Source organism: Paractinoplanes rishiriensis, from assembly GCF_016862375.1.
Taxonomy (GTDB): Bacteria; Actinomycetota; Actinomycetes; order Mycobacteriales; family Micromonosporaceae; genus Actinoplanes; species Actinoplanes rishiriensis.
This window is the reverse complement of sequence record NZ_BOMV01000112.1, coordinates 1-26,583: the sequence shown is the minus strand read 5'-3', so window position 1 is coordinate 26,583 and position 26,583 is coordinate 1. Positions and strand designations below refer to the sequence as shown.

Genomic DNA, 26,583 nt, shown 5'->3' with positions numbered 1-26,583 from the left:
TGCCCTTGTGACGTCGAAGGAATGGTTAACCCGTGGCTCTGGTGGTGCAGAAGTACGGTGGCTCGTCCGTTGCGACCGCCGAGCGCATCAAGCGGGTGGCGGAGCGCATCGTGGCCGCCCGGAAGGCCGGCGACGACGTGGTGGTCGTGGTGTCCGCGATGGGCGACACCACCGACGAGCTGATGGACCTGGCCAATCAGGTCAGCCCGCTGCCGCCCGGCCGGGAGCTGGACATGCTGCTCACCTCGGGCGAACGCATCTCGATGGCGCTGCTCGCGATGGCCATCCACAACCTGGGCTACGAGGCCCGGTCGTACACCGGTTCGCAGGCCGGCGTGCTGACCACCTCGGTGCACGGCAGGGCCCGGATCATCGACGTCACGCCCGGCCGGCTGCGCTCCGCCCTCGACGAGGGCGCGATCGCCATCGTGGCCGGCTTCCAGGGCGTCTCGCAGGACACCAAGGACATCACCACGCTCGGCCGGGGCGGGTCGGACACCACCGCGGTGGCGCTCGCGGCCGCACTGCGCGCCGACGTCTGTGAGATCTACACGGACGTCGACGGCGTGTTCACCGCCGACCCCCGGATCGTCGCCGACGCCAAGCACATCAAGCAGATCACGTACGAGGAGATGCTCGAGCTGGCCGCCGGCGGGGCGAAGGTGCTGATGTTGCGATGCGTGGAGTACGCGCGCCGCTTCAAGGTGCCGATCCACGTACGCTCGTCGTACTCCCACAAAGAAGGCACGCTCGTCACCGGCTCGATGGAGGACCCTGACGTGGAGCAAGCACTGATCACCGGGGTCGCTCACGACCGGAGCGAGGCCAAGATCACGATCGTCGGGGTGCCCGACGAGCCCGGCGCGGCCGGCCGCATCTTCAACACGGTCGCCCAGGCCGAGATCAACATCGACATGATCGTGCAGAACGTGTCGACCGAGGGCACCGGCCGCACCGACATCTCGTTCACCCTGCCGAAGGCCGACGGCCCCACCGCGATGGCCGCGCTCGACAAGATCAAAGAGCAGATCAAGTTCAAGAGCCTGCTCTTCGACGACCACGTCGGCAAGGTCTCGCTGATCGGCGCCGGCATGCGCTCGCACCCGGGCGTGGCCGCCTCGTTCTTCGCCTGCATCGGCGAGGCCGGGGTCAACATCGAAATGATCTCCACCTCCGAGATCCGGGTGTCGGTGGTCTGCCGCGACACCGATCTCGACACCGCGGTCCGCGCCGTCCACGAGCAGTTCGAGCTGGGTGGCGGCGAGCAGGCGGTGGTATACGCGGGCACCGGCCGGTAAGCGATCCGATGGCGCAGCCCACGCTCGCCGTCGTCGGAGCCACCGGCTCCGTCGGGACAGTCATGCTCGAGTTGCTCTCGTCCCGGCGCAACGTCTGGGGGGAGATCCGGCTGCTCGCGTCGGCCCGGTCGGTCGGCAAGCGGCTATCCTGCCGCGGTGAGCAGCTGACCGTCCACGAGCTGACCGCCGACGCGTTCGACGGCGTCGACATAGCCATGTTCGACGTGCCGGACACCGTCTCGCTGGAGTGGGCGCCGGTGGCCGCCGCGCGCGGCGTGACGGTGGTCGACAACTCCGCCGCGTTCCGGATGGAACCGGACGTGCCGCTGGTGGTGCCCGAGGTCAACAAGGAGGCCCTGCGCGACCGCCCGCGCAACATCGTCTCCAACGCCAACTGCACCACGATGGCGATGATCATGGCGATCGCGCCGCTGCACCGCGAGTACGGCCTGCGCGAGCTGGTGATCGCCTCGTACCAGGCCGCCTCGGGCGCCGGGCAGATCGGCGTGGACACCCTGCACGACCAGCTCAGCAAGGTGGCCGGCGACCGCCTGCTCGGTTCCCGCCCGGGTAACGTGCGGCAGGCGGTCGGCGACGACCTGGGTCCGTTCTCGGCCCCGCTGGCGCTCAACGTGGTGCCCTGGTCCGGCGAGTTGGCCGCGCTCGGCTGGTCGTCGGAGGAGATGAAACTTCGCGCCGAGTCCCGCAAGATCCTGGGGCTGCCGGCGCTCAAGGTGTCCGCCACCTGCGTCCGGGTCCCGGTGGTCACCGGCCACTCGATCGCGGTGCACGCGGTGTTCGGCTCCGAGGTCACCGCCGAGGGCGCCCGGCAGGCGCTGCGCAACGCCCCCGGCGTGATCCTGGTCGACGACCCCGAGGCGGGCGAGTTCCCGATGCCGATCGACGCGGTCGGCACCGACCCGTCCTGGGTGGGCCGCATCCGCCGGGCGATGGACGACCCGCGCGCCCTCGACCTGTTCGTCACGGGCGACAACATGCGCAAGGGCGCCGCCCTCAACACCGTGCAGATCGCCGAGTTGTTGGCCGCTGAGTAACTGGCTCCGCTTCGCTCCGCGGGCGATCGCCCGGTTACCAGGCGATCGCCCGCGATAGTCACGGCTCAGCGGCGCTTCATCAAGCCGCGGCCTCGAGGTCGGCTCGGGTCAGCAGGGCGCGCAGGGTGATGCCCTCGGCCGAGAGCGCCTGGCTGCCGCCCTCCTGCCGGTCGATCACGCAGAGCGCGTGGTCCACGTGCGCGCCCAGCTTGCGCAGGTCGTTCGTCGAGATCACCACCTGGCCGCCCGAGGTCACCACGTCCTCGACCACCAGGACCCGGCGGCCGGCCACCTCGGCGCCCTCGGCCAGCCGCGCGGTGCCGTACTGCTTGGCCTGTTTGCGCACGAACGCCGTGGGCAGCTTGGCGTGCCGGGCCAGCGCGGTCACCACCGCGATCCCGCCCATCTCCAGGCCGGCCAGCACCTCGGTGCCGTCCGGGATGAGCACGGCCATCCGCTCGGCCAGCTGGTCGAGCAGCTCCGGGTCGGCCTCGAACTGATACTTGTCGAAATACTCGGTGGCGGTCCGGCCGGAGCGCAGCACGAACTGCCCGGTGAGCCGGCTCACGTCGCGGACCTGCCGCGCGAGGTCAGAGGAAGTCACAAGGTCCTAGCCTGTCAGGCCGCCGGACGGCGCAGAACAGCACCCCGCACGCAACCACTCAGCAACCGACAATTGGTGCCGATTAGGGGATCATGCTGACCAACCCGCACCGGTGGTTCGGTAGCGGCCAGAGCAATGCCGGCGACTCCGCGAAGGCCGGTGCCGAGGCCGCCGCGGAGGCGATCGGCGGCCGGCCGCCCAAGGCGGTCTTCGTCTTCTGCTCGGCCTCGCACGACCTGCCGGCGCTGCTCGCGGCCGTCCGGGCCGAAGCCGGACCGGACGCGGTGATCGTCGGCTGCACCACGATGGGCGAACTCGGCGCCGGCGGTGCGACCGTCGGCGGGGTGTCGGTGGCCGCGCTGGGCGGCGACGGCTTCTGGGTGCAGACCCGGGTGACCCCGGTCGACGAGCACGACCAGCGCGCCGCGGGCATCGACGTCACCGAGGCGCTGCGCGGGCTGCACGGCCCGAACAAGGTGCTGATCATGCTGTGCGACGCGCTCACCGGGCGGCCGCACGAGATCGTCCGCGGCGCCTACTCGGTGGTCGGCGCGATCACCCCGATGGTCGGCGGCTTCGCCGGGGACGACCGCAAATACCAGCGCACCTTCCAGTTCCACAACGACGAGGTGCTGAGCCATCACGTGGTGGGCGTCGCGCTCGGGTCGGACGGACCGATCGGCATCGGCGTCGCGCACGGGTGGCGGCGTACCGAACCCCCGATGATCGTGACGAGGAGCGTCGGCCCGCGGATCTACCAGCTGGACGACGAGCCGGCCCTGGACGTGCTGCTGCGCCGCAACAACTTCGAGGGCACCGCGGACGAGTTCTTCGACCAGGGCCGCCCGCTGCAACCGCTCGGCCTGTCCCGGCGCAACGGCGAGGACATCCGGGTCATCCACGCCGGCGACGACGACGATCGATCGGTCTGGAGCACCGCCGACGTGCCCGAGGGCGCGCTGGTCTGGCTCATGGAGGCCGACCGGCAGGCGCTGATCGACGGCGCCACCTGGTCGTGCACCGAGGCGCGCGCCGGGCTGGACGGCCTCGCCCCGCTCGGCGTGCTCGCGTTCGACTGCGGCGGCCGCCGGGCCGGGCTGGTCGAGGGCGGCCTCGAGGAGGAGATCGAGGCCATGCGGACGGCGCTGGGCGGGGCGCCGTTTGCCGGCTTCTACACCGTCGGCGAGATCGCCCGGACCCGTGGCGCGAGCGGCATGCACCACCTCACCCTGGTCACCCTCGCGCTGGCCTGACCCGATGCTGACCTGGTCGACGCACCTGCTCACCGAGTTCTTCACCGCGGTCAACGCGGCCGAGAACGAGATCACCGCGATCGACGCCGCGGTCGTGCGGGCCTGCGAGATGGTCGATGCAGAGGTGGGCGCGGTGGTCCGGGACGGCAAGGTGCTGGGCCCGTACGGCTTTGGCGCCACCGTCCCGGAGATGGCCCTGCTCGCCGCGGCCGCCGGGCAGACCCTGGTGGAGTTGCGCGGCATCGGCGAACTGAACGTGGCGCCCAGCCCGCTCGGCGGCGAGAACGCCGACGCCATGGTGGTGGGCCGCCTCGAGCCGTTCGGTCCGGAGGAACGGCAGATGCTGGCGGGCATGGCCCAGGTGCTGGGTCTCGCCCTGCGCAGCATCCGGGTGCTGGCCGCCGAGCGCCATCTGCGGGCCGAGAAGGAACGCCAGGCGAGCACCGCGCAGACCCGGCAACGGCTGGTCGAGTCGCTGCTCACCATCCAGCGGGCGATCTCCGGCCGGCGGCCCCTGCCGGAGATCCTGGACGCGGTGACCAGCGGCGCGGCCGAACTGCTGAACGGCGCCGCGGTCGCGTTGATGCTCGCCGAGGGCGGCCCGGACCGGCGGCTGAGCGTCACCTCCACCGCGGGCGGCGCCGACCACGAGATGTTGCAGGAGGCGGCGGCCCGGGCCGCGATGGCCGGCGGCGCGGTGGTGATCCGGCCGGACTCGACCGGCACGGTGATCGCCGCCCCGGTCCGGGTCACCGGCGAGATGGCCGGCAGCCTGGTGGCGCACCTGGCCGGCGCCATGGAGGAGCACACCGAGGAACGCGATCAACTGGCCGCGTTCGCCCAGCAGGTGAGCCTCGCGCTGACCGACGCGCGGACTGTCGAGGCGGTCCGCGAGGCGCACCACGACCCGGTCACCGGCCTGCCGAACCGGGCGCTGTTCCTCAAGATCTTCAACCGGGTGCTGGCGTCCCGGGCCACCACGAGCGATCCGACCAGCGTGCTCTTCGTCGACCTGGACCGGTTCAAGGCGGTCAACGACAGCCTCGGGCACGACGCCGGCGATCAGCTGCTCGCCCTGGTGGCCCGCCGGCTGCGGGGATGCGTACGGGCCAGCGACACCACTGCCCGGCTCGGCGGCGACGAGTTCGCGGCGCTGCTGCACGACTCGCCGATCGAGGCCGCCACGCTGGTCGGCGAGCGGATCGTCGCCGCGCTCCGGGAGCCGTTCCGGGTGGCCGGCCGCGAGGTGTTCATCGGCGCCAGCGTCGGCGTCGCCACCTCGCGCGACGTGGTCGAGCGGCCGGAGGCGCTGCTGCACAACGCGGACGTGGCGATGTACCGGGCCAAGAAGGACGGGCCCGGCCGGGTGCTGGTCTACGAGCCGTACATGCACGCCGAGGCGCTCGACCGGCTGAGCCTGCGCGGCGATCTCCAGCGGGCGTTGCGCGAGGGCGAGTTCCGCCTCCAGTACCAGCCGCTGGTGCGCCTGGCGGACGGCGTGGCGGCCGGGGTGGAGGCGCTGATCCGCTGGCACAGCCCGGCGCGCGGCTTCGTCTCGCCGGTCGACTTCATCCCGGTGGCCGAGGAGTTCGGCATGATCGTCGACATCGGCCAGTGGGCGCTGGAGTCGAGTGCCGTGCAGGTGGCCCGGTGGCGGCGCGACTTCCCGGAGTTGGGCCTCAACGTCAACGTGTCCGGCCACCAGCTGGTGCATCCCCGCTTTGCCGACAACGTGATGCGGGCGCTGGCCATCGCGGGCCTGCCGTCCAGCGCGGTCACCCTGGAGCTCACCGAGTCGGTGCTGATGAGCGAGCCCGACCTGGGCAAGGCGGCACTGCATGCGTTGCGCGGTCTCGGCGTCCAGCTGTCCATCGATGATTTCGGTACGGGGTATTCGTCGCTCGCCTACCTGCGCGAGCTCCCGGTCGACGAGCTCAAGATCGACCGCGCGTTCATCGCCCGGGCCGAGCTGACCGGCGAGGATCTCGCACTGGTACGCACCATCGTCGAGCTGGCCCAGATCCTCGGCTTGAGAGTGGTGGCCGAGGGGATCGAAAACGCCGCCCAGCTGGACGCGTTGCGCAGGCTGGGCTGCGGTTACGGCCAGGGCTATCATCTCTGCCGCCCGGCCGACCCCGAGGACGTCCCGACCCGCCTGGGCAGGGCCTTAGTCCACTGAGACCGGCCCGGTTTCACCCATCCGCGTACTTGATCTCGGTGCTACAATATCGGAGATCCTTTTGGGGTACTTTTCGCCTAATTGGTGCTAGTTACTCGGAAGGAACATTCCGTGACACCCTTCGCATTGTTCTTCCTCCTCGCTCTCGCCGGCTCCACCTGCTTCGCCCTCGGCCGGGCACTCGGCCGCGGCGAACGCTACGAGAAGGGCTACCGCGAGGGCTTCCGCGACGGCGAGACCGGTTCTCTGGCCCGCGCGGCCCGGCTGATCCAGCTCAACGACCGCCAATCCATCGCACCCGCGGTCGAATCCATGCTGGGCCCCTATTCGGTGCCGCAGCAGCTGCCGGCCCGCAGTGTCGGACCGGCGGTCGCGGCGGTTCCGGTCCGTCCCCAACTCGCGCTCTGAAGTGCAAATGACAAGGGGGTACGGCGCTGACGCCGTACCCCCTTGGTTTATTTAAGAAGTAGCACCAGAGTGACCGTGAGCATGCAGGCGGCCAGGGTGCCGGTGAACGCCAGCAGAAACGACAACGGGACGTTCTTCTGCACCGGATGCGCCGGTGGCGGTGGGTAGTGGTACGCCGGGACGGCCTCCGGCCCTGGCGGACCGTAGGCGGGGTGGTAGGCGTACATGGGCGGTCCGTAACCCACCGCCGGCGAAACCGGCATCCCATAGCCCGGCACCGACATCGCCGGCGGTGCCCCGACGGCCGCCGGCACCGGCTGTCGCGAGGACGAGTAGACGCTGGGGGACGGCGCGCCGGCCGTGATCGCCGCGAACTGGGTCGTGGCGTCGGCGGCCTGCTGGTACGGCTCGATGGTGGGCAGGGTGAGCTTGACCGTCATGTCGAGGTCGGCGGGTGCTGGCTCGTTCATAGGCTCTCCAGGGGGGAGGAGTAGTCCCGGAGCACATCGGTTGCCGACCCGCCGACCTGAGTGCTTTCAACTCCCCTTTTAAACCCCCAGCTGGCGGCGAACCTCGGCGGCCACTCGGCCACCCTCCGCCCGGCCCGCCACCGCCGCCTGCGCCGCTTTCATGGCCGGACCCATCTGCCCACGCCCGCTGAACCCGCCGGCGGCCAGCGCCTGCCGAACCACGTCGGCGATCTCGTCGTCGCTGAGCTGCTGCGGCAGGTAACGCTCCAAGATCTCGCCCTCGGACCGCTCCTTGGCCGCCTGCTCGGCCCGCCCCGCGTCGGCAAAGGCGGTAGCCGCCTCACGCCGCTTCTTGGACTCCTTGGTGAGCACGGCCGAAACCTCGTCGTCGCTGAGGTCCCGCGCCGCGCTGCCGGCCACCTCGGCCGTACGCACGGCGGCCAGCGCCATCCGCAGCGTCGCCGTGGTCAGCTCGTCCCGGGCCTTCATCGCGGTGTGCAGGTCATCGTTCAGGCGGTCCTTCAGCGTTCCCATGCCCGGAGAAACTACTCTTGCCGTCATGCGGAAGCGCCCCCTTATCGCCCTGGCCGCCGGCGTAGTAGCCGCCGGCGGAGCCACGTTCGCCTACGCCTCACTGGTCGAACGCAACATGTTCACGCTGCGCCGCTTCGACGTACCCGTCCTGGAACCGGACGCCGAGCCCTTGCGCATCCTGCACATCTCGGACCTGCACATGATGCCCGACCAGCGGCGCAAGCAGTCCTGGGTGGCGGCGCTGGCCGGCACCGACCCCGACTTCGTGGTCGTCACGGGCGACAACATGTCCGACCCTTCGTCGGTTCCGGGTGTGCTCCGAGCGTTGGACCCCTTCCTGTCGCTGCCCGGGGCCTTCGTGTTCGGCTCCAACGACTACAGGGGCCCGGTGTGGGGCAATCCGCTGCGGTATCTGCTGCCCTCGCGCGAGTACGTCCAGGGCGTTGACCTGCCTACGGAAGATTTGCGGGCCGCGCTGGTGGATGCGGGATGGGCTGACCTGAACAACGCCCGCACGATCCTGAAGGCCGGGGGTCGGTCGCTGGAACTGGTGGGGGTGGACGACCCGCACGTGGAACGCGACGACTACCCGTCGGTGGCGGGGCCGATTTCGTCTGGGGCCGACCTGCACATCGGGGTCACCCACACGCCGGCGTCTCGGGTCCTCAACGCGATGGCTTCCGACGGCTTCACGCTGCTGCTGGCCGGCCACACCCACGGCGGCCAGGTGTGCGTGCCCGGATATGGGGCGCTGACCACCAACTGCGACCTGCCGCAGTCCATGGCCAAGGGCGTGCACCGCTGGCCAGGCTCGGACGCGTGGCTGCACGTGTCGGCCGGCCTGGGCACTCACCCAACGGCGCCGATAAGGTTCGCCTGCCGTCCGGAGGCCTCGGTGTTGACCCTGATACCGCGCTGACCTGCGACAACACACCCAGGGGTATACCGATTTCGCGTCCGGCGGGGCGTCGGATAGTATTTCCAACGCAGCTCGGGGTGTGGCGCAGCTTGGTAGCGCGCTTCGTTCGGGACGAAGAGGCCGTCGGTTCAAATCCGGCCACCCCGACCATTGGTATGCCCTGACCAGCCGAATGCTGGTCAGGGCATACCCTTTGTCCGTGGAGTTTTGAACCGTCCCTCGAAAACTCCCCACAAACCCGTGGACGCGACCAGGTTCTTGCGGTCACCCAGGTGCGACCTCAGCCGTGCATTGCGGGTACGCGACGTGACGGCGAGAGTTCGGGTGATGTCCGGCAACCGAAACAGTCGGCGGAGTGGCCCGACGGGCGACCTTCAAGTTCCGGCACGCTATCGCCGTCGAGCTGATATTCAAATCATGCAAACAGCAGGAAGCTTCACACTTTCCGACATGAACCGGCAGCGCCAGAATTAGGCTTCGCACATCAGTCAATCCGGACTTACTGAGGCGACCTCGTGCCGCGTCCGACCAAGAGGCTATCGAAGGCGGACTGATTATTCGGGAGGACGATGCCACGCCGAGTCGCAGGCAGTACGATATCCGGAGCCTCGTGAGGAGCTATCGCCGTGACTGCTGATGTCGATCAAGACGAATTTGAAGAAGAAGTCCGAACAGTTGCAAGAGCACTTTGGCCCCACGCGAGAACCGACGGCATGCTGAACATCGAAGCGGTCGAGCACGACGGGATCTTTTTCGACCATGACATTGTTCACTGCGTGGAGGCAACGGTATCCCGCCGACTCGACAAAGCGAAGCACGACGGCGAAAAGCTGCATAAGGCGATCAAGCGGTGGACAGGAACCGATGGCCGCCTTGCAAAGGGTTGGTTCGTAACGCTCCACGCTCCAACGCCGGAGCAAACTAAAGAGTTACGAGGCATCGACCCCCGAATAAAAGCGTTGTCTTTCGCTCAATTTAAGTCCCGTCTCTTTGACTCTCTCGCATATCTGCAACGCCGCCGTGAGGCGCCGTTCGGAAGTGCGCGGAATCCGGAAGATCCCCACGGGCCGCTTGAACGGTACGTCCCTGTAGATATCCTTCCCAGCAGCGCCTCGTCTAGTGGAGATTTGGAAGTATTGCATGTCGACGACCTAGCGGAACGCTTGCTCTCTGGACAACGCTATGCCTTAGTCGGGGACTACGGCGCAGGCAAGAGCATGACCTTCAGGCAGCTGTTTTTCCAATTGGCGGACGCGCACAAGCAAAATCGCACACTCCGTTATCCGGTCCACCTCAACCTCCGTGACCATTGGGGCCAGAAGACCCCACGCGTGGCGCTCACGCATCATGCAGAGGAAATCGGTTTTGATCGGCCAGAGTCTCTTGTGGCGGCATGGCGATCAGGCTATATCCACGTACTCCTGGATGGCTTCGACGAAATCGCAGCTCCCGGTTGGAGCAGTGATGTGCGGTTGCTGCGGGAAACGCGTATGAGGGCGATGGAGCTCGTTAGGAGATTCTTCAAGGAAACGCCACGAAAGGCCGCAGTCGCTGTCGCCGGAAGACGCCACTTTTTTGACAATGAAGCAGAGTTGCGCGATGCTCTCTTCGACGATAGATCACGCCTCATTTTCGAAGTTGCAGAGTTCAATGAGGCACAGATACGTGAGTACCTCGGTCGGAAGAACTGGTTCACTCTTCCGGCATGGCTCCCTGCGCGACCGCTATTGATTGGTCACCTGGCAGCGCAACGCAAACTTGAGGAGATCAGCGATTCAACACTGGATCTCGCGCCTGCCGCCGGTTGGAATGCGTTACTCGACATTATCTCTAGTCGCGAGTCCGATATTGAGGCGGGAATCGATGTCGGCAGTGTCCGAGCGACATTGGAGCGCCTCGCCTCAGTGGCGAGATGTAAGCCGAGTGGCCTTGGTCCGTTAACGTACTCCGAGATTACCGAAGGGTTCGCGCTCATTCGAGGCCAGGAGCCTAGTGACGACCAGCGAACCATTCTTCATCGTTTGCCAGGGCTAGCCGTTGATGCAGATGCTCAACAAGGCACGCGATACTTCATCGACGCTGACCTGGCGGCCGCAGCGCAAGCGCGGGACGTCAGCGAGTTTATCCTGACCCCCGTACTCACGGGCGACTCGGTGGCTTCAAGATGGAATGTTTCTCTTACGCAATTGGGCGTCGACGTCGTGGCAATCCAATGCAAGGATAATATTACAGAAAAGCTGGTTGGGGCCGCAGCGATAACTGCCGTGAGAGCTGACCTCGACGTCCTCGCTGCAGATATTGTGCGCGCCAGTCTCGCCCTTGGATGCGGGCTCGATAATTCGACGGTCAATATTGATGGCGTACACGTGCCTTCGCTTGAACTGTTTGAGGGCCAGCCGGACCTGTCGTCGATTTCTTTCAGTAACTGCATTTTCGAATCTCTTGAAATCTCAGGAGAAGTGGACCCTCGCCTGCTGCCTTCTTTTGACGGCTGCTATATAGATGTCCTATTCGGCCGTGCAGGGGCATCTGATTTGCCAGCTCAGCGATTCGCGGCCAACTGCACCTTCGGCGATTTTCCAGATTCCCTGGAACGAAACGCCTCCGTGGTTGCCAGCGACCTCCCAATCGGAGTTAAGGTTGTCATTGTCTTGCTCCGCAAGCTTTACATGCAGCGGGGTCGGGGCCGGGCGGAAAGCGCCCTTCTTCGCGGTATGCCTCAGAGTGAGCGAGGGCTAGTTCCCGCCGCACTCGCCATTCTACAAAAAGAGAAGTTGGCAACGCAGGTAAAGATCAATTCCCGTCCGGTGTGGCTACCGGATCGGGCGAGCCAAAAACGCGTTCATGGATTTGTGACGGCCCCACGCGGTTCAGACGACTCGCTCTACGGCGAGGCGGCGGCACTGCAATAGATCCGCGGTTGTATTGTTAGATCCGCGGTTACATTGTTCCGTGCTAGTCGCCCAAGGTTGTTGAGGTGGGCACAAATCTCGGCGCGCCTGGTTCTGCACTGGAGCCCATGCGCCGAAAAAGATCTTGCATGCGCCCGGTTCTATCCTTGGCTGCTGGCGTTCTTGCCGCTTGCTGGCTGATCGGGGCTGAGCTTTTCGAGGATGTGTGAGCTGTCCGGGGCAACGGCCGGCTTGACGATGTAGTGCTTCTTGGTGATCTCTTCGCTCTCGTGGCCGAGCTGGGCGGCGGCGTGCTTCGCGCTGGCCTCTCTGTCGATGAGGCTGGCGACGGTCTTGCGAAAGCTGTGCGGGGTCACCCATTCGAGGCCAGTATCGGCGCGGGCTTGGCGCCACTGACGCCGCACGTTTTGCGGCGACAGCCAGGTTCCCCGCCGTGAAGCGAAGATCGCGTTGTCAGGGCTGTCGACGGCGGTGAGCTGCCGGGCCATGAGCATCCCGACCGCGAAGCGGGGCAGGATGATGGTCCGATAGCCGGCGTCGGTCTTGGTCCAGTCCTGGCGGAAGAAGCCCTTGCCCTTGACGTAGACGATGGTTCCGCAGATGGTCGCGGTCGGTTGTGTGGCGGCGAGGTCGACGTCTTGCCAGCGCAGGGCGAGGATCTCGCCTATGCGGGCGCCGGTGGCGAGCAAGAGGTCGACGATATCGGCCAGGTCGCCGGTGTGCCGAGGGCCTGGTTTGCCGGGGATCGGCTCCTGCCACTTCCGGATGGCGGTGCGGACTCCTTCGAGTTGGTCGGTGTCGAGGGCGGCCACCGTGCGGCGTGGTTTGCGAAGGCGCCCAGTGTCGCGGACGGGATTAGTCGTGAGCGCGCCTCGGCGTGCCGCTAAGCCGAACATTTGGCTGAGGACAACCTTTGCGCCCTTGGCTGCCGACGGACGGTCCTTGGCGACCTCGCGCAGGAACTTGTCGAGCCGGCCGACGGTGGCCTCTCGGAGGCGGAGGTTTCCGACGGCCGGCAGGATCGCGGTTCGCAGGCTCGTCCTGTACCTGTCGACGGTCTGCGGCGTGACGCGTTCTTCGGCGAGGATCTCCTCGACCCACAACTCGGCCAGCTTGCTGACGAAGGTCTCGCGGGTGATCTCGTCATCGTTCGGGGTGGCTCGGTCGCGCATCTTGGCCTTCAACGCCCGGATAGCGGCCGGGCCGGTGACGTCGGTGGCCTCCACATCGCGAACTCTGCCGTCGTAGTCGCGGAATCGGGCTCGGGCACAGAAGCGGTTGGCGCCGAGCGTCTCGGTGCGGATGTTGCCGTAGGTCCCGATCGGTAGCGAAGGTCGCGCCATGACTCAGCGCTCCGGGTCGGTTTGGGAGTCGAGCCAGCGTTCGACTTCGCTGCGGCGGTAGCGAAGAGTGTTGCCGACCCGAATGGCGCGAGGTCCCTTACCTCGGCTGTGCCAGGCATAGAGGGTGTTCTTCGGCTTGCCCAGCCAGGCAGCGACGTCATCGACAGTTAGGAGCGGGTCGGGCCGCCAAGCGGTCGACGAGGCGCTCATCGTCGGCCTGCCGTGCCGGACGATGCGGGCCGCAGACACAGCGCATCTCGATTGGCTGACCGTGCCGAACCCGGTTCGGGACGTCGGTGTGGCGTGCATGCCAACGATTCTTCTGAGCGCGGTTGATGATTGGCCAGAGCCGCATGATGGCCGCGGTTAGCCGCGGGACGTCTAGGGACGACTTGAGCAGGCCGTTCTCCCAAATCCAACGTCCAGGACGTGCGTATGCTGCGATTTCTCCCCTCTGTGGTCGGGTCAAGCATGGTGATCGTCGGACCTCCCTTCTGCTTGGTGGGTGTTGTCCGAGCGGTCGTCCGTCCGTCGTCCGTCCGCGCACTGATATGCGCAGACGCGCGCGAGCGGACGGACGTCCGCGCGGACGATCGAGTCAGGCGCGCCAGCGTCCGCGGGTGACCTGCCGGGCGCTACCGGCGGCGGCGAGTGCCTGAAGGCGGTCGTAGATCCAGGTGCGTCGCATGCCGGTCGCGTCGATGAGTTCCGGGATGGTGAGACCGTCGTTCGGCGCTTCGGCCAGCAAGGTCAAGAGGACCTGCTCGGGATCGTCGGCTGTCTTCGGCGGTGGGTCGATGGCGCGCGGTTCGTTCTCGATTGCGGCCTGGGACAGCGGGTCCAGGTCGGGCCGTTGGTCGGCGTAGCGGGCGGCCGTCGCTCGCACCAGATCGTCGGTGACGAGAAAGGCGCGGGCTCGGCGCGGTTGGCTGTGCCCATCGGCGAGGACGTAGAACTTGCCAGGCGCATCGAGGGTGTGAGCGTGCCAGCCGGCGGCGAGCATGCCCTTGTCCAGGACAAGGTCGACGTCTCGGCGTTCCCGGACGCGCAGGCAGACCCGGACGCTCATTTGCGACCGCAGCGCCCCACCGCCCATCGCCTTCTGCGTCGGTCGCTGCGTTGCGACGAGCAGGTCGACGGCGAGCGCCCGCCCGCGGCGGGCGACCGATTCGGCGTACGGGACGGCGGCCGGTGCGGTGTCCGCGAGTTCGGCGTACTCGTCGATCACGATGACCAGAGCCGGTGCGGCGGGCGTGGGTTCCCAGACGCGGGTGTTCTCGTGGCCGGCGGCGTGCGCGCGTGCGTCGAGCACGGCGACGGCATCGGCGAGCAATCGGGTTGCTTCGTCCGGCGTGGTTGCGAGCCGAGCGAGGCATGGTGCCCAAGGGCGGAGTTCCATGCCGCCCTTGAGGTCGATGCCCCACAGGACGACGCCGGAGCAGGCGGCGAGGTTGCCGAGGACGACGTTCAGAACGCCGCTCTTGCCTGAGTCGGTCGTGCCACCGATCAAGGCATGTCTTCGCAGGAGCGGCACCCGGACGGGCGTCGCGTCCTCGAAGACGCCGAGTTCGATGGGGTCGGCCAGCGATCGGGCCGTCGGTCCGGGCCAAGGGATTGCGCCGGCGTGGGGGTCGACGGCGAGAACCCGCATGGTGCAGCGGCCGGCGTGCGACGGATCTTGCTCGACGCGGACGGCGCCGGGTCGTGTGCCGAGGGCCGATTCGATGGCGGGCACCCGTGAGACGACGTCCTCGACGCTCTGCCCTGGGCGCAGCTTCATGCGGGCGCGCCAGCCCCAGGTGTCCACGACGGCCGACATGACTCGTGCCCCGTCGAGGCCGATGGTGTCCGCGATGTTGGGCCACGCGTGGATCACGCGGTCGACTCGGACGCGGGCTCGGCGGCGCCGGTGCGTCCACCAAGGGATGCCCAGCGCGACCACGGACACGAGCAGGACCGTAGGCAAAGGCGGCCGTCCGGGTCCGAGCGCTGTTGCGGCGGCGAGCCAGCCACCGGCGACGGCGGACGCTGTCGCGGCGTACACGCGCTCTTCGGCGCGGGCGAGTCCCCAAGGCATCCCGCGCAGTCCGGCCGCCAATGCCGCGAGCGCCGTGACGACCGCGACCACCGGCCAGGCGTCGGTGTGAGTGTGGTGGAGCAGGCGTCCCGTGACGGCGAGTGCCAGTCCGGAACTGAACGGGGCGAGTCCCGACCGGTACCGGAAGAGCGCACGTCCGATTGCGGCAAGGCCGACGATGAGAAGCGGTTCATCCGGTACGAGCAGGAGCGGTTGCGGGTTGCGGCGGCTCCACCGGCGATGCCGGCGTCCGTAGGCCCTCATTCGGGGAGTTCGCCATCTGTGGGCGGTATCCAGTCGCGGTACTCGGCCACTGCGTCACGGAGGTATGTCAACGGGTCCGACTCGCCGTCGTGGTCGGCTGCGAGGGTGGCGCGGGCAGCGGCGAGTAGGTCGGCGAAGTCCCATCGCGTGCGGCTCAGCAGCCGGGCGAGGCGGTCGATTTCGGCGAGTAGGACGAGGATGTCGGCGAGGGCAGTCCAGACGGCAGTCGGCGTGGGTCGTTGCCGGGCGGCATGCAGGTGGATGAGAACGGCCTCCGTGTCGATGGTTAGGCGCGGGATGCGCGGTTGGTTGGTCATGAGTGGTTCGATGCCTCCTTTCGGTCGGTGGGCTCGGCGGCGAGACGTCGCCGGAGTTCGGTCGCTTTGGGGCCGGCGATGCGCAGCGCTGAACGCAGCCCGTCACGGCTGATCGGACGGCCGTTGTTTGCAGCGCGGTGTCGTGCATCGGCTTCGCGAGCGGCCGTCAACAGCGCGTCGTCGGAGCGACGGCGCTTCAGAGGACGGGTCCGGACTGGGGTCCGGGTTGCAGAACGGTCCTCCGCGGCCGTGATCGTCTGGAGTGCGTGCAGGTGTGCGGTCAGACCGAGGACAGCGGCCGGGACGGCGCCGACGAGGACGACCGCCGGCCAGGAGATGGTGATCAGGCCGGCGGCGATCAGGTGGAAGCCGGCGTTGCCGACGATGCTCGTGGCGATGGCGCCGATCGCGTTGGCACGGGCGAAATTCCGCGCTCTGATCCCGCCGACGGTTCCGGCGAGCCAGACCCGAGCCGACGTCATCGCGTACGCGTCAATGGTGATGGGCAGCAGCCAGGCGAGCCGATCCGGCCAGCCGGCAACTACAGCCAGGCCGCGGAGGCCGGCGAAGCTGGCCAATGCGGCGGAGATTGCCGCCGTGGTCATGCCGGCCATGACCCACCAGTCACGGCTTCCGGGTTCGCGGACCACGTCAGAGTTCCAGTCCGGCGATGAACCTGGCCAAGGCGCGTAGGCCGTCTCCGATATTCGGGCCGACGGACGACGAGGCCAGGAAGTAGCCGAACGCGGTGCAGATGGCGGCCTGCCAGAGCGGCAACCGGGCGTACCGCCACAAGAGGAAGACGAAGACGCCGAGCAGGATGACGGCAGAGACCGCGATCGTCATGCGCAGCCACCGTCCCTGCGGCCGTTGCGCCGCGTGCTACGTGTACGGACCGCGCGGTCCGCGCCGCCGTGACCACCACGTGCCTGGTGCCGACGGTTCCACCGCACCCGGGCCACGCACTTGCGGCACAGGGTCGGGTGGCCTGTCCCGAGCTGCGCGCCGCACGGGCAGATCGGAACCTCGTTCGTGAAGTGCTGAGTGTCCATTGCTGATCTCCTCTCGGTCGGCGATGCGGATGTCGCATCGACGCCACTGAGAGTGCGATCTGAGGACGGGACGTGATCAGGTCATGGCTGGACGTGTTCGAGACGTCTCCAATAGGGTGATCGGGCTGCCGGGACGTCCTTGACGGGAAGACGATGCCGAACGAGCGACTACGCACCGCGATGTTGGAGCGCGGCATAACCCCAGCCGCCTTGGCAGAAGCGATCAAGGTGGACGCGAAGAGCGTCGAGCGCTGGATCAGTGGCCGCACGCCGTACCGGCGCCACCGATATGCAGTGGCCGCTCAGCTCCAGGTCGACGAGGTGTATCTCTGGCCCGATGCACTGGGTGCCGATCAGGTCGCCAGTGCAAGCGAGAGCGAGATCATCAACATCTACCCGCACCGCTGGGCAGTGCCGTCCGAACTGTGGCGCAACTTCTTCGACAACGCTGAACACGAGATCGGCATCCTGGTGTACAGCGGACTCTTCCTATCGGAGGATGCCGGCGTACATCGGATCTTCCGCGAGAAGGCGGACGCGGGAGCCCGGGTCCGCATCCTGCTCGGCGACCCCACCGCCGACGTGGTCGAGCAACGCAACGCCGACGAGGGCATCGAAAGTCTCGCCTCGAAGATCAAGAACGCGCTTGTCATGTACCGGCCGTTGTTCGGCCTCGATGGCATCGAGTTCAGGCTGCACCGTACGGTGCTCTACAACTCGATCTATCGCGCCGACGATCAGTTGCTCGTCAACACGCACATCTACGGCACCCCCGCGTCCCAGGCGCCGGTGTTCCATCTACGCCGTGTGGCCGGCGGCGGCATGGTGTCGACCTACGTGGACAGCTTCGAGCGCGTGTGGGACGAAGCCCGACCACTGGAATGAGGCAGATGTGGGACGACGCATTGACTTCTACAACGATCCCGCGGCGCCGAAAGCAAACAGCGTCGTTCCGTCGGCGAACGTCGTGGTGGTCAACGACGACGGCGCCATCCTGCTGATCCGCCGGTCGGACAACGACAACTGGGCACTGCCCGGTGGTGGCATGGACCTCGGCGAGTCGCTGCCCGCCACGGGCGTACGGGAGACCGCGGAGGAGACCGGGATCGACGTCGAGATCACCGGGTTGGTCGGCATCTATACCGACCCACGCCACGTCATCCTCTACACGAGCAACAACGAGGTCCGGCAGGAGTTCTCGGTCGTCTTCACCGCGCGCCCGATCGGCGGAGCGCCGACGCCGAGCGAGGAATCGACCGAGGTCCGCTGGGTGCCTCCGGCCGAGATCGGCTCGCTCCCGATGGACCGGTCGATGCGCATGAGGGTTGAGCAGTACCTCAACGCACCCGAGGCCCTTCACCTTGGATAGTGACTGGCTCGGCGCCTTCGCGGATGTCTTCTCCGCGGTCGGCACCGTCGGCGCCTTCCTCGTCGGATTCCTGCTCCTGCGCCGCGAGCACCGCCGTGAAGCCGACCGCGCCGAGGACGAACGCCGCGCGCAAGCTGCGCGAATCAGCGCCTGGATCGAACTCACCCTCAAGCCTGAGGGCGGTCGCGAGCTGGCGTTTCACATCCACAACGCCAGCGGCATGCCGATCTACGAGGTGGAGCTGCCTTTGCCTGCCCGCGGTGACGAGGAACACGCGACGGAGTTCGTCGGCCTCGTGCCACCGGGCCAGACGATCCGGCGGCCGGCCCCGGTTGCATGGCTGCGGTCGTACGTCGAGCCGGAACCGATTCAGATCGAGTTTCTCGACAGCGCCGGCCGTCGTTGGAGCCGCGATGAGCAGGGGACATTGTCCCGCGCAGACTGAACCTCAGGCTCCGGCGAGCGCTGCCTCTACGGCTCGCACCGAGCCGATGATCAGGGGACTTGCCTCGCGGATGGACTCGGCGACCAGGTCCCCGTCGCCGTATCGGGACAGGATCTCGGCGAGGCGCAACTCGACGTCGACCGGCTCACCGACTGGCGTGGTCGTCATGTCCGCATAAGTGATCGCGTCCGACAGGAGTCCTTCAACGGGCTCGAACTCATCGGCGAGTTGGTCGGCCAGCCCACGGTTCCGTGCCTCGATGAACGCGCAGGAGTGGTGCGCGACGAGCCGGCACACGAGGTCGTCCGCCCGCGCGACATCGCGCAGGTAGCGCGCGCCGTCGAGCTGGTGCATGCCGGTCACGACGAGGTCCGGCGCGTAGCCGACGTCATGTAGCCAAGCCGCGGAGATAAGCGTCAGCCTGTCATCACCCACTAGGTGCGCGACCGCCTCCGCCTTGCGGCCGACACCCTGACTGTGGGCCCACCGGCGTGGAATCGACTCGGACAGCAGAAGGCGCGCGAGGTCCTGGGCCCGTTCAGTCTGATCCACAAAGGCAGACTACGAACGTCCCTCAGGCACGATCAAGCGCGCTACCTGTCGTTGTCCTCCTCGGTCTGGCTGACGGTCGTGGCCGCGCCACGGACGAGTGCGGCGAGCCGGTCTGCGATAGCCGGCCGGACAACTCCGATGCGCACGACCGGCGAGCCGTCGCGATCAATCGCGTCGTTCAGCGCCGGAAAGTCCAGCCCCACGTCGAAGCCGGCATCTTCGAGCGCGAGCGCTAGGCGGTCCGTTGCCTCGCGCGCCGACGTTTCCCCAGCGTGCTCGCTCTTAACCATGGGATTCCCGTCCGCTCGATCTCGTCGTGACTCGTCACCCGAGTCTTCGCGCTCAGTAACGGACGTTGAACCACGGCGTGGGACGTCTAGGGACTTCTTGGATAGGATGGGCTCTCGCCACGATCGGAGTCGTCGCGTGAACCACCCACTTGCCAGAGCCCTTCGAGGCGTCGGAATGAACGCAATCGACGTTGCGGCGAGACTCGGCGTCGACCCGAAGACCGTCGACCGGTGGCTTGCCGGTCGCCAGCCGTACCCGCGGCATCGCAACGCCCTGGTGGAGCTGACCGGCTGGCCGCAGCGCTCCCTGTGGCCTGAGTTGCCTCGCGCCGTCGAGCCGATCACGCGGGCGGACGAGGTCCGGATCGTCTACCCACACCGCTCAGCGGTCCCGGCCGACACGTGGCCACGCTTCTTTGCCCGCGCTGAGCGCGAGATCGACGTCCTTGCTCACAGCGCGCTCTTCCTGGCCGAAGACATCGTCAGCACGACCGTCATGTGCGACAAGGCGAGGGCCGGCGTGCGGGTCCGCATTGTGCTCGGAGATCCGGACGGCGCCCACATCGTTAGTCGAGGCGCCGAGGAGCGAATAGGCGACGCGCATAGCGCTCGTATCCGAGCAGCACTGATCCAGTTCAGCCCCGTGGCGGAGGCAGGAGCAGAACTCCGGCTCCATGACACGGCGCTGTACAACTCGATCTACCGTGCCGACGACGAGCTGCTGGTCAACGCCCACGTCTACGGGCATCCCGCCTCGCACGCGCCGGTCATTCACTTGCGACGACGTGGCAGCGAGGGCATAGCTCGCACCTACCTCCAATCCTTCGAGAACATCTGGGCGAGGAGCAGCGGCTACGTCGCGTAGACCAACCCTGCTGGCCAGCTAGGGCCTTATACGTGGTCCCGAAAGACTCAGGCGTCAGGCTTCCTGCGGCGAGAGCCGGGATGGCGGACTCGCGCCAGCGCGCATCGATCCAAGCCTAGGCGAAGAATCAGACCAATCATGGCGCTACGTGAGCTGGTGCGTTGCCGACCCACGCCAAGCCGCACTATCACACACCGTCAGACGCCACGACCCGTTGCTTGCCTCCGAGCTGCTCTAGCACCTGGAAGCCGTGGAAGCGAGGTCCAGACAGGACCCTGGACAGCCGTGACGCTCACTAAGCCGAGCACCTCCGATGGTGTCCGCGCAATGGCAGCCCGACCGCGCGCTGAACTGGGGAAGCACACGGCCGGGGCCTCGTACAGCCGGTGTCCCAGTGCTTCCGCGACCTAGATACCGGCTTTCCAAAGGGTGTCCGCGTGAGATCGAAGACAGGACCGCATCTGCGGAGACGTCTCGTCACGTCTCCGCGTCCCGGAGATGTCCGTTCGGCCCGGCCAGGACCGTCTAATCTTCGTCATTGCGCTTTCCCTTACAAGGAGACGCCCACGTGCCGCAACGACTAGGCAGACAACTCGCCGAGACTTACCGGCGAGTTGGTGTAAATTGATCAAACCCAATCGAACTAATGTTCGACATTCTTGTTGCGGGATCGCTGCTGGCTGGCGCGGAACGCCTCAATTGGAAGGCCGGTAGCTTGTAGTTCATCGTATGAATCTGTCACTCTTGACATTGACGCGATTTCGTCAGCGACACCATGCAGCGCACCTCTGATGCCCACATACGATGCCTCCCGGAAGTCGGTGCGAGGAATCATGATCATCGAGCGTATACGGCTGAGCAACTTCCGCTGCTTCGGTCCGGGGCCTTGCGAGATCCGGTTCGATCCAGCACTGACGGCCTTCGTCGGCGATAACGGAGCTGGCAAGACGGCGGTAATGATGGCACTCCAGAGGATGTTTAGTATCATTCCCGAGCGGCAAAAGATCTTGCTTAAGGACTTTCATGTCCCCCCGAGCGAGAATCCGGCGGAACCGCCGCGAGAGCGTCAACTTTACATTGAAACCTATCTTTCATTTCCCGAGTTGAAGGAGGACGCCGAATCTGGATCGTCAGTTGCTGAGTTCTTCCAGCATATGTCCGCAACCGACCAGGGAGCTATGGTATGCCGACTTCGCCTTGAGGCGACTTGGACCGACGATGGCTCAGTTGACGGTGTTATAGACGACCTTTTTATGGCTGTCACCTCGCTGGATGAGGATTTCAATGCAGAGGACCAGCATATAATCAGGCAGATCGACCGGAAACGCATTCAGATGGTCTATGTGCCCGCAGTTCGTGACGGCAGTACCCAGATGACCGCATTCCTCCGGGGCCGCCTCTGGCGGGCAATGAACTGGTCAGACAAAGCCAGAGAGGCATTGCAAAAGGCAGGATCGGACCTGCGAACTGCCTTTTTGGCGGAGCCTGGTGTTGAGCGAGTCGCTAAGGCGGCAGCGCGCCGATGGCGCGACCTCTACAGCGGTGGAACCTTCTCAACGCCGACCATCGCGCCAATTGACACTCGATTCGACGAGTTTGTTCGGAACGTTGGCGTGGAATTCTCGCCAGATGAATCAGGGAGGGCGCAGGATCTAGCACAACTGAGCGATGGGCAACGGTCCCTGTTTCACTTATCGATGACGGCGGCGACGCTCGATGTCGAGTCATCACTTAGAGGATCCGAACAACTCGTCTTTGATGCTGACAAGATGGCCTTGCCCGCACTCACGCTCATCGCTGTCGAGGAACCTGAAAACAACCTATCTCCGTTCTATCTCTCTCGGATAGTTAGGCAGATAGAAGGTCTGACCGCTGAGGGCAAGGCGCAAGCCGTCCTCTCCAGCCATTCGGCGAGCATATTGGCCAGAGTCCAGCCGGAGCAAGTGAGGCACTTTCGCTTGGAAACGGCAAGCCGAGCTACGCAGGTGCGTGAAATAACGTTGCCAGCGGAGTCCGAGGCGGCAGCAAAGTATGTACGTGAGGCAGTACGAACCTTCCCTGAGCTTTACTTCGCAAGCTATGTCGTGCTTGGCGAAGGCAGCTCCGAGGAGGTTGTTATTCCACGTATCGCCGAGGCTATGCAGGTTCCTATTGACCGCTCCTTCGTGGCCGTTGTTCCCTTGGGCGGCCGACACGTTAATCATCTCTGGCGACTTCTGAGCGACTTGCAAATTCCCCACGCCACACTGCTCGACTTGGATCGAGGAAGAGATGGGGGTGGATGGGGGCGGGTGAAGACCACCTGCGAACAATTGATCGCCAGCAACATCAGCGCATCGGAAATCGCCGGGTACGAAGTAAGTCCGGAATCTTTGATCGACTCAATTCAAGAATGCCAAAGAGAAGCTCGAGAGGAAGATCTCAACCGCTGGCTTTCTAGGCTTCGCGTTTTTGATGTGTATTTCTGTGAGCCGCTAGACCTCGACATGACGATGTTCGAGTCGTTCAGCGAGGCATACAAAGTTCTAGAGCCGGGAAGAACTGGCCCAAGCGACACGGACGGTGACAGTGCCTCAAAGGCAGTCTTGGGACAGCGGGGTGATGCCTCGTTCTATGGAGAAAGCTGGCTTGACCGCTTCTTGTGGTATCGCTACCTCTTTCTGGGAAGAGGTAAGCCGACCACCCACGTGAGAGTTTTGTCAGGTATCGACAACGAAGACCTGTCCAAGCAAGCGCCAGAGGTTCTAAGGTCTCTCATCGGGTCGGTTCAGAAATCTATTCTGACCGTCAATACGTCTGGCGTTGCGAAGTGAAGATGGTTTCGCCGGCAGAATGGCGACCAGTCGGACTAGAGGATCTGGAGCCAGCTGCCTGGGAAGCGCTGAAGTATGATGGAAACTCATGCGTTGTCGCGGGCCCGGGATCAGGGAAGAGCGAGTTTCTAGCGCAACGCGCAGCTTATCTGCTGCAGACGCATATCTGCCCGCCTCCATATAGAATTCTAGCCATTTCCTACAAGCGGGAAGCAGCCCAGAATCTGCAGGATCGCATTGTCAGGACGTGTTCTCCGGAGCAGAGCCGGCGCTTTGCCTCCGTGACTTTTGATGCATTCACCGTTGGTCTAGCCAGGCGATTTCGAAAGGCTCTTCCGGCGGCTTGGCAACTTACACCTAATTTCCGAGTCGTATTCCCGGATCAGGGAACGATCCGCGAATCATTGCGGAATTCTCGCCTTGATGCCCCAGGCGACTGGAAGGCGGAGGTAGGTGGAATCCTTTATAAGACGTTCGAGATTTACGAGGGCGGATCATGGAGATTGCCGCCTGAGTCCGATCAAGTCAACTCCGGTACGCACTTTGCTTTGGCGAGGTGGTGGCTTTCGCTTCTAGCGGCGGACCCGATCTCGACACCAAATTTCATACTTCTAAACCGTCTTGCCGAGCTTATTCAGCGTGTTAACCCGCAAGTAGCACGCGCTCTGGCGGCAACGTACAAGTACGTCTTCGTGGATGAATGTCAAGATACAACGTTCGCTCAATATGATTTTCTTGAGTCGCTCTTCAATAATTCTGGAACTATAGTCACTAGCGTCGGTGATGACAAACAAAGAATTATGTCGTTCGGGGGAGCTCGTCCAGACTTCTTTGCGGTATTCCAGGCAGATTTCGGCGCCCGACGTTTTGTCCTGAGGTGCAACTATCGGTCGTCGCCCTCACTCGTAAAGTTGCAGCACGTACTAGCTCGCCAAATCGACGAAGATGTACCGGAGGTCGAGTCTCGTACCGATGGGCTGTTGCCGTCCAGTGCTGCGCAGATGTGGTATTCAGTGAGTGCCGAGAGCGAACTTCGTGCGCTGTCGTCAGCAATCGCTAAGGACATGAACCTTCGGCGTTTGGTTCCTCGTGACTATGCGATCCTTACAAGGAATAGGCCCGACTCGTACGAACGGCAGGTTGAGGCGGCGATGGCACATGAAGGACTGACCGTTCGAAATGAGTCTCGCGATGTTGGCGGGATTGCGCTCCAAGACCTCATGGCGCAATCCCTCACGAGGGCTGTTGTTCCATTCCTCAAGCTGGCGGCGCGGGAACGAGATCCTGAATCGTGGATCTCGGCATGCAAAATCGTTCAAGATCTGCGGGGAAGTGACTACGAGGATGACCCGACGCTTCAGAGAGCGTTGCGAGAACTGAATGTCTTCATTTCAGGGCTTAGGCGGGATGCTTGCCGGCTCAGCGTTGGCAGGGAAAACGCCAGGCTACTAGCTGAAAAGATCATCGAATTCTTTGACCTCGAACAGACCGCCTTGGCTTTCCCTGACTATCGGGATTCAGAGTTCTTGGTTCTTGTTAAAGATGCGCTTCTCTTCCATCTGGCCGATTCTGCGGAGGGAGCCACTAGCTGGGACGCCGTTATCGAAAACTTCCTGGGCGCGGGAAGCGTTCCACTAATGACAATACATAAGAGTAAGGGCCTGGAGTTCGATACCATTGTGCTTATCGGGCTGGACGACCAAGGGTGGTGGCAATACTCGAGAGGAAACGTGGAGGAATTGTCTACGTTCTTTGTTGCTGTCTCAAGAGCTAAGCAGAGAGTAGTTTTCCTGTATTGCAGGGAACGTGGAAAACGTTCCAAAGTGGCGGAGCTGTATGAATTGCTGGAATCTGCCGGTGTGCCGTGGCGCGATCGTCGGTGAGCCCCAGCAATTGCCCGCATTCGACGAACATCAGTCGAATCGTGTTCTAGCTGCTGCCTGTTTCAATTAGGTGGACCGCACCTCAACTCCGCCGCCAGGCGGAGCGGGCAGGCGGCTGATCGGCTGCCGCATGGCGTCCTTGCCCTTATTCAACGACAGCCGGCCGGGGATGTAAGACGGCCAGAGAGAAGCGGCTGACTGCAAGTTGCGCTGCGTTGGGTCAGAGCTGGAGGATGCCGGGTGAACAAGTCTGTGGACGACGAGCACTTGCCCATTGCGGCAGCGGTGATTGTTGATGACGGTCGGGTTTTGCTAGTCCGTCGACGGGTGTACGAGGGCCGGCTCTCGTGGCAGTTTCCTGCCGGGAAGGTGGAACCGGGCGAGTCCCCTGATGCTGCCGCGGTCCGAGAACCTTTGAAGAAACGGGCGTTGTCGTACGAGCGGTCTACCGGCTTGGTGAACGGCTGCATCCTGTAACCGCCCGAGCGATGCTCTACGTCGCCTGCGAGGTGGTCGACGGCGTGGCTTCCGTAGCCGCGATCGACGAGATATCGGAGGTGGCGTGGTGCGACCGCACGACACTCGCCGCCTACGTGCCGTATCCGCTACACCGGCCCGTGCAGGACTACCTCGATGACAAGCTTCGTTAACCAGGCATGCGTCGCGCATGAGGCGCCGGGCTTGCGAGCGACCCGATCGTCCAGGCCCCTCGTTTACCCCTCGAAAACCCCTGCCAACGGCTCACCAACGGTGACGAACAACGAGCGAGCTCCGTTCCCATTCGAGCAGGTAACGGGCACTCCTGACGATCAATGACAAACCAGGAGGAGCGCTGAGCGACCAGAAGAGGCCGTCGGTTCAAATCCGGCCACCCCGACCAGAGAAACGGCTGTTCAGGGCCGGTCTTCCGCCGAGGGAGACCGGCCCTGACTGCTTCTCCCGGCCGTTTGGGAGAAAATTTGGGAGAAGATCTTGCCGGAGGGCTGCTTTGACGGTTGCCAACAGCCGGTCGAGCGCCCAGACCGGAGAACCCGCCGACATGGCCTTCCGTGCCCGGAGAGCCGTCTCCCACTGAGCGGTCAGGTCGTCCATCAGCCGTTGCCGCATGGCCGCGGTGATGTGCGAGTAGCGAGCCTGAACGGAACCGTCCGCGTGGCCCATCCGGTCGTCTTGCAGCTTCTTGGGTACGCCGATCTCCTCCATCATCGTCTTGTGTGAGTGCCGCAGGCCGTGCGGTGTCAGCCCGCCGGCAATCGGTATCCAACAGGCGTTGGCGCGGCTCACTGCCCCTCTGCCCCGGGCCGGGACGCCGGGGAACACGTCTCCCAGAATCGGAACGGGCCGTGCCGGTTGGGGAGCGGCCCGGGGATACCAACCGCTCGTTGCCGGATGGAACAGCCACGTCGCGAAGCCGGAACGTCGCCAGTGCGGGGCGAGCGCTCCAGGCTTCAGCCCGCCCCGCACGTAGCCGAGTTGCGTCGCGGCCAAGTTGGGGCAGTCGCAGCGGAATCGTTGTACTTTCGCAAGCGTCGGCCGGCGGCGGCCGGTAGCGAGATCGCCGCGTAAGAGGTTCCAAGCTGATCAATGGCTTTCGACGAGGGCGGTGCCGCCTGGCGCGGTTAATCGCCGTGCGTCAGGTCATCCTAACTCTCAGTGGCTGAACGAACCACCTCCATATAGC

General features: G+C 65.2%; 26 protein-coding genes, 1 tRNA gene and 1 pseudogene. 16 read left to right on the top strand and 12 right to left on the bottom strand.

The genetic code is table 11. From position 1 onward, the window contains the following. The first annotated feature begins 32 nt into the window (after window positions 1-32). Both Ari01nite_RS46210 and Ari01nite_RS46205 read left to right on the top strand, forming a co-directional pair. The gene (locus Ari01nite_RS46210) at window positions 33-1,298 is read left to right on the top strand and encodes an aspartate kinase (RefSeq protein WP_203790719.1); all 1,266 of its coding nucleotides are present in this window, start codon (window positions 33-35) and stop codon (window positions 1,296-1,298) included. Window positions 1,299-1,306: 8 nt separating this feature from the next. Then, window positions 1,307-2,353, top strand: a complete 1,047-nt coding sequence (locus Ari01nite_RS46205; RefSeq protein ID WP_203790718.1) for an aspartate-semialdehyde dehydrogenase — start codon at window positions 1,307-1,309, stop codon at window positions 2,351-2,353. A 79-nt stretch (window positions 2,354-2,432) separates the two neighbouring features. On the opposite strand, the gene pyrE is transcribed toward Ari01nite_RS46205, so the two are convergent. Next, window positions 2,433-2,957 (bottom strand): orotate phosphoribosyltransferase, encoded by a 525-nt coding sequence (gene pyrE, locus Ari01nite_RS46200; protein ID WP_203790714.1) that lies wholly within the window; start codon window positions 2,955-2,957, stop codon window positions 2,433-2,435. A 92-nt stretch (window positions 2,958-3,049) separates the two neighbouring features. Between pyrE and Ari01nite_RS46195 the strand changes: the two genes are divergently transcribed. The 3 genes from Ari01nite_RS46195 (at window position 3,050) to Ari01nite_RS46185 (ending at window position 6,797) form a co-directional block, all read left to right on the top strand. Continuing rightward, a complete protein-coding gene (locus Ari01nite_RS46195; RefSeq protein ID WP_203790712.1) occupies window positions 3,050-4,210 on the top strand; it encodes an FIST signal transduction protein in 1,161 nt (386 codons plus the stop codon). Window positions 4,211-4,214: 4 nt separating this feature from the next. Then, entirely contained in the window at window positions 4,215-6,389 is a 2,175-nt protein-coding gene (locus Ari01nite_RS46190; RefSeq protein ID WP_203790711.1) for a putative bifunctional diguanylate cyclase/phosphodiesterase, read from the top strand. A gap of 111 nt (window positions 6,390-6,500) precedes the next feature. Further along, on the top strand, window positions 6,501-6,797 hold the full coding sequence (locus Ari01nite_RS46185) for a hypothetical protein (protein WP_203790709.1): 297 nt from the start codon (window positions 6,501-6,503) through the stop codon (window positions 6,795-6,797). Between the two features lie 47 nt (window positions 6,798-6,844). Here the strand turns inward: Ari01nite_RS46185 and Ari01nite_RS46180 are convergent, their stop codons facing one another. After that, window positions 6,845-7,267 carry a hypothetical protein gene (locus Ari01nite_RS46180; RefSeq protein WP_203790707.1) on the bottom strand — a complete coding sequence of 141 codons (423 nt, stop codon included), beginning with the start codon at window positions 7,265-7,267 and terminating at the stop codon, window positions 6,845-6,847. Window positions 7,268-7,345: 78 nt separating this feature from the next. Next, window positions 7,346-7,801, bottom strand: coding sequence for a GatB/YqeY domain-containing protein (locus Ari01nite_RS46175; RefSeq protein WP_203790705.1), 456 nt, complete (start codon window positions 7,799-7,801; stop codon window positions 7,346-7,348). A 25-nt stretch (window positions 7,802-7,826) separates the two neighbouring features. Here Ari01nite_RS46175 and Ari01nite_RS46170 point away from each other — a divergent pair, with 25 nt between their 5' ends. The 3 genes from Ari01nite_RS46170 (at window position 7,827) to Ari01nite_RS46160 (ending at window position 11,632) form a co-directional block, all read left to right on the top strand. After that, the gene (locus tag Ari01nite_RS46170; protein ID WP_203790703.1) at window positions 7,827-8,720 is read left to right on the top strand and encodes a metallophosphoesterase; all 894 of its coding nucleotides are present in this window, start codon (window positions 7,827-7,829) and stop codon (window positions 8,718-8,720) included. A gap of 73 nt (window positions 8,721-8,793) precedes the next feature. Further along, window positions 8,794-8,870, top strand: a tRNA-Pro gene (locus tag Ari01nite_RS46165). A 476-nt stretch (window positions 8,871-9,346) separates the two neighbouring features. Continuing rightward, on the top strand, window positions 9,347-11,632 hold the full coding sequence (locus Ari01nite_RS46160; RefSeq protein ID WP_203790701.1) for an NACHT domain-containing protein: 2,286 nt from the start codon (window positions 9,347-9,349) through the stop codon (window positions 11,630-11,632). Between the two features lie 140 nt (window positions 11,633-11,772). On the opposite strand, the gene Ari01nite_RS46155 is transcribed toward Ari01nite_RS46160, so the two are convergent. The 6 genes from Ari01nite_RS46155 to Ari01nite_RS46130 all read right to left on the bottom strand — a co-directional run bounded on the left by Ari01nite_RS46155 (window position 11,773) and on the right by Ari01nite_RS46130 (window position 16,479). Beyond that, a complete protein-coding gene (locus Ari01nite_RS46155) occupies window positions 11,773-12,975 on the bottom strand; it encodes a tyrosine-type recombinase/integrase (RefSeq protein WP_203790699.1) in 1,203 nt (400 codons plus the stop codon). Window positions 12,976-12,978: 3 nt separating this feature from the next. Continuing rightward, window positions 12,979-13,185, bottom strand: a complete 207-nt coding sequence (locus Ari01nite_RS46150) for a helix-turn-helix transcriptional regulator (protein ID WP_203790748.1) — start codon at window positions 13,183-13,185, stop codon at window positions 12,979-12,981. A 388-nt stretch (window positions 13,186-13,573) separates the two neighbouring features. Further along, window positions 13,574-15,103: an FtsK/SpoIIIE domain-containing protein gene (locus Ari01nite_RS46145; protein ID WP_239163603.1), complete on the bottom strand. Its 1,530-nt coding sequence runs from the start codon at window positions 15,101-15,103 to the stop codon at window positions 13,574-13,576. 209 nt (window positions 15,104-15,312) lie between these two features. Further along, window positions 15,313-15,633, bottom strand: coding sequence for a hypothetical protein (locus tag Ari01nite_RS46140; protein WP_203790695.1), 321 nt, complete (start codon window positions 15,631-15,633; stop codon window positions 15,313-15,315). Further along, complete coding sequence (locus Ari01nite_RS46135; RefSeq protein WP_203790693.1) at window positions 15,630-16,238, bottom strand: DUF2637 domain-containing protein; 609 nt, start codon at window positions 16,236-16,238, stop codon at window positions 15,630-15,632. The genes Ari01nite_RS46140 and Ari01nite_RS46135 overlap by 4 nt, the downstream gene beginning before the upstream one ends. 46 nt (window positions 16,239-16,284) lie before the next feature. Continuing rightward, window positions 16,285-16,479, bottom strand: a complete 195-nt coding sequence (locus Ari01nite_RS46130) for a hypothetical protein (protein WP_203790691.1) — start codon at window positions 16,477-16,479, stop codon at window positions 16,285-16,287. Window positions 16,480-16,838: 359 nt separating this feature from the next. On the opposite strand from Ari01nite_RS46130, the gene Ari01nite_RS46125 reads away from it, so the two are divergent. The 3 genes from Ari01nite_RS46125 to Ari01nite_RS46115 are packed head-to-tail and all read left to right on the top strand — an operon-like array spanning window position 16,839 to window position 18,499. Then, on the top strand, window positions 16,839-17,570 hold the full coding sequence (locus Ari01nite_RS46125; RefSeq protein ID WP_203790689.1) for a helix-turn-helix domain-containing protein: 732 nt from the start codon (window positions 16,839-16,841) through the stop codon (window positions 17,568-17,570). A 7-nt stretch (window positions 17,571-17,577) separates the two neighbouring features. Then, window positions 17,578-18,054 carry an NUDIX hydrolase gene (locus Ari01nite_RS46120; protein ID WP_203790687.1) on the top strand — a complete coding sequence of 159 codons (477 nt, stop codon included), beginning with the start codon at window positions 17,578-17,580 and terminating at the stop codon, window positions 18,052-18,054. After that, entirely contained in the window at window positions 18,047-18,499 is a 453-nt protein-coding gene (locus tag Ari01nite_RS46115; RefSeq protein ID WP_203790685.1) for a hypothetical protein, read from the top strand. Before Ari01nite_RS46120 ends, Ari01nite_RS46115 begins: the two co-directional genes overlap by 8 nt. Window positions 18,500-18,502: 3 nt before the next feature. Here Ari01nite_RS46115 and Ari01nite_RS46110 read toward each other — a convergent pair whose 3' ends face one another. Continuing rightward, complete coding sequence (locus Ari01nite_RS46110) at window positions 18,503-19,051, bottom strand: HD domain-containing protein (RefSeq protein ID WP_203790683.1); 549 nt, start codon at window positions 19,049-19,051, stop codon at window positions 18,503-18,505. Between the two features lie 41 nt (window positions 19,052-19,092). Continuing rightward, a complete protein-coding gene (locus tag Ari01nite_RS46105) occupies window positions 19,093-19,341 on the bottom strand; it encodes a hypothetical protein (protein WP_203790681.1) in 249 nt (82 codons plus the stop codon). A gap of 175 nt (window positions 19,342-19,516) precedes the next feature. On the opposite strand from Ari01nite_RS46105, the gene Ari01nite_RS46100 reads away from it, so the two are divergent. From Ari01nite_RS46100 to Ari01nite_RS50620, 5 genes are all read left to right on the top strand, one after another. Beyond that, window positions 19,517-20,206 (top strand): XRE family transcriptional regulator, encoded by a 690-nt coding sequence (locus Ari01nite_RS46100; protein WP_203790679.1) that lies wholly within the window; start codon window positions 19,517-19,519, stop codon window positions 20,204-20,206. An 833-nt stretch (window positions 20,207-21,039) separates the two neighbouring features. After that, window positions 21,040-23,019 (top strand): ATP-dependent nuclease, encoded by a 1,980-nt coding sequence (locus Ari01nite_RS46095; protein ID WP_203790677.1) that lies wholly within the window; start codon window positions 21,040-21,042, stop codon window positions 23,017-23,019. Between the two features lie 2 nt (window positions 23,020-23,021). Continuing rightward, entirely contained in the window at window positions 23,022-24,902 is a 1,881-nt protein-coding gene (locus Ari01nite_RS46090) for a UvrD-helicase domain-containing protein (protein WP_239163609.1), read from the top strand. Between the two features lie 240 nt (window positions 24,903-25,142). Continuing rightward, the gene (locus Ari01nite_RS51340; RefSeq protein WP_307837830.1) at window positions 25,143-25,379 is read left to right on the top strand and encodes an NUDIX hydrolase; all 237 of its coding nucleotides are present in this window, start codon (window positions 25,143-25,145) and stop codon (window positions 25,377-25,379) included. 11 nt (window positions 25,380-25,390) lie between these two features. Continuing rightward, window positions 25,391-25,552, top strand: a complete 162-nt coding sequence (locus Ari01nite_RS50620) for a hypothetical protein (protein WP_239163602.1) — start codon at window positions 25,391-25,393, stop codon at window positions 25,550-25,552. Between the two features lie 349 nt (window positions 25,553-25,901). Here the strand turns inward: Ari01nite_RS50620 and Ari01nite_RS51770 are convergent. Next, window positions 25,902-26,390, bottom strand: a pseudogene (locus tag Ari01nite_RS51770) (LacI family transcriptional regulator); the annotation flags it as partial. Window positions 26,391-26,583 lie beyond the last annotated feature (193 nt).

Coding starts and splice junctions, on each gene's coding strand:
- Ari01nite_RS46205 (WP_203790718.1), top strand. CDS start 1,307: ATGGCGCAGCCCACGCTCGCCGTCGTCGGAGCCACCGGCTCCGTCGGG.
- Ari01nite_RS46195 (WP_203790712.1), top strand. CDS start 3,050: ATGCTGACCAACCCGCACCGGTGGTTCGGTAGCGGCCAGAGCAATGCC.
- Ari01nite_RS46190 (WP_203790711.1), top strand. CDS start 4,215: ATGCTGACCTGGTCGACGCACCTGCTCACCGAGTTCTTCACCGCGGTC.
- Ari01nite_RS46180 (WP_203790707.1), bottom strand. CDS start 7,267: ATGAACGAGCCAGCACCCGCCGACCTCGACATGACGGTCAAGCTCACC.
- Ari01nite_RS46175 (WP_203790705.1), bottom strand. CDS start 7,801: ATGGGAACGCTGAAGGACCGCCTGAACGATGACCTGCACACCGCGATG.
- Ari01nite_RS46170 (WP_203790703.1), top strand. CDS start 7,827: ATGCGGAAGCGCCCCCTTATCGCCCTGGCCGCCGGCGTAGTAGCCGCC.
- Ari01nite_RS46155 (WP_203790699.1), bottom strand. CDS start 12,975: ATGGCGCGACCTTCGCTACCGATCGGGACCTACGGCAACATCCGCACC.
- Ari01nite_RS46150 (WP_203790748.1), bottom strand. CDS start 13,185: ATGAGCGCCTCGTCGACCGCTTGGCGGCCCGACCCGCTCCTAACTGTC.
- Ari01nite_RS46140 (WP_203790695.1), bottom strand. CDS start 15,633: ATGACCAACCAACCGCGCATCCCGCGCCTAACCATCGACACGGAGGCC.
- Ari01nite_RS46135 (WP_203790693.1), bottom strand. CDS start 16,238: ATGACCACGGCGGCAATCTCCGCCGCATTGGCCAGCTTCGCCGGCCTC.
- Ari01nite_RS46130 (WP_203790691.1), bottom strand. CDS start 16,479: ATGACGATCGCGGTCTCTGCCGTCATCCTGCTCGGCGTCTTCGTCTTC.
- Ari01nite_RS46125 (WP_203790689.1), top strand. CDS start 16,839: ATGCCGAACGAGCGACTACGCACCGCGATGTTGGAGCGCGGCATAACC.
- Ari01nite_RS46105 (WP_203790681.1), bottom strand. CDS start 19,341: ATGGTTAAGAGCGAGCACGCTGGGGAAACGTCGGCGCGCGAGGCAACG.
- Ari01nite_RS46100 (WP_203790679.1), top strand. CDS start 19,517: ATGAACGCAATCGACGTTGCGGCGAGACTCGGCGTCGACCCGAAGACC.
- Ari01nite_RS46095 (WP_203790677.1), top strand. CDS start 21,040: ATGATCATCGAGCGTATACGGCTGAGCAACTTCCGCTGCTTCGGTCCG.
- Ari01nite_RS46090 (WP_239163609.1), top strand. CDS start 23,022: ATGGTTTCGCCGGCAGAATGGCGACCAGTCGGACTAGAGGATCTGGAG.
- Ari01nite_RS50620 (WP_239163602.1), top strand. CDS start 25,391: ATGCTCTACGTCGCCTGCGAGGTGGTCGACGGCGTGGCTTCCGTAGCC.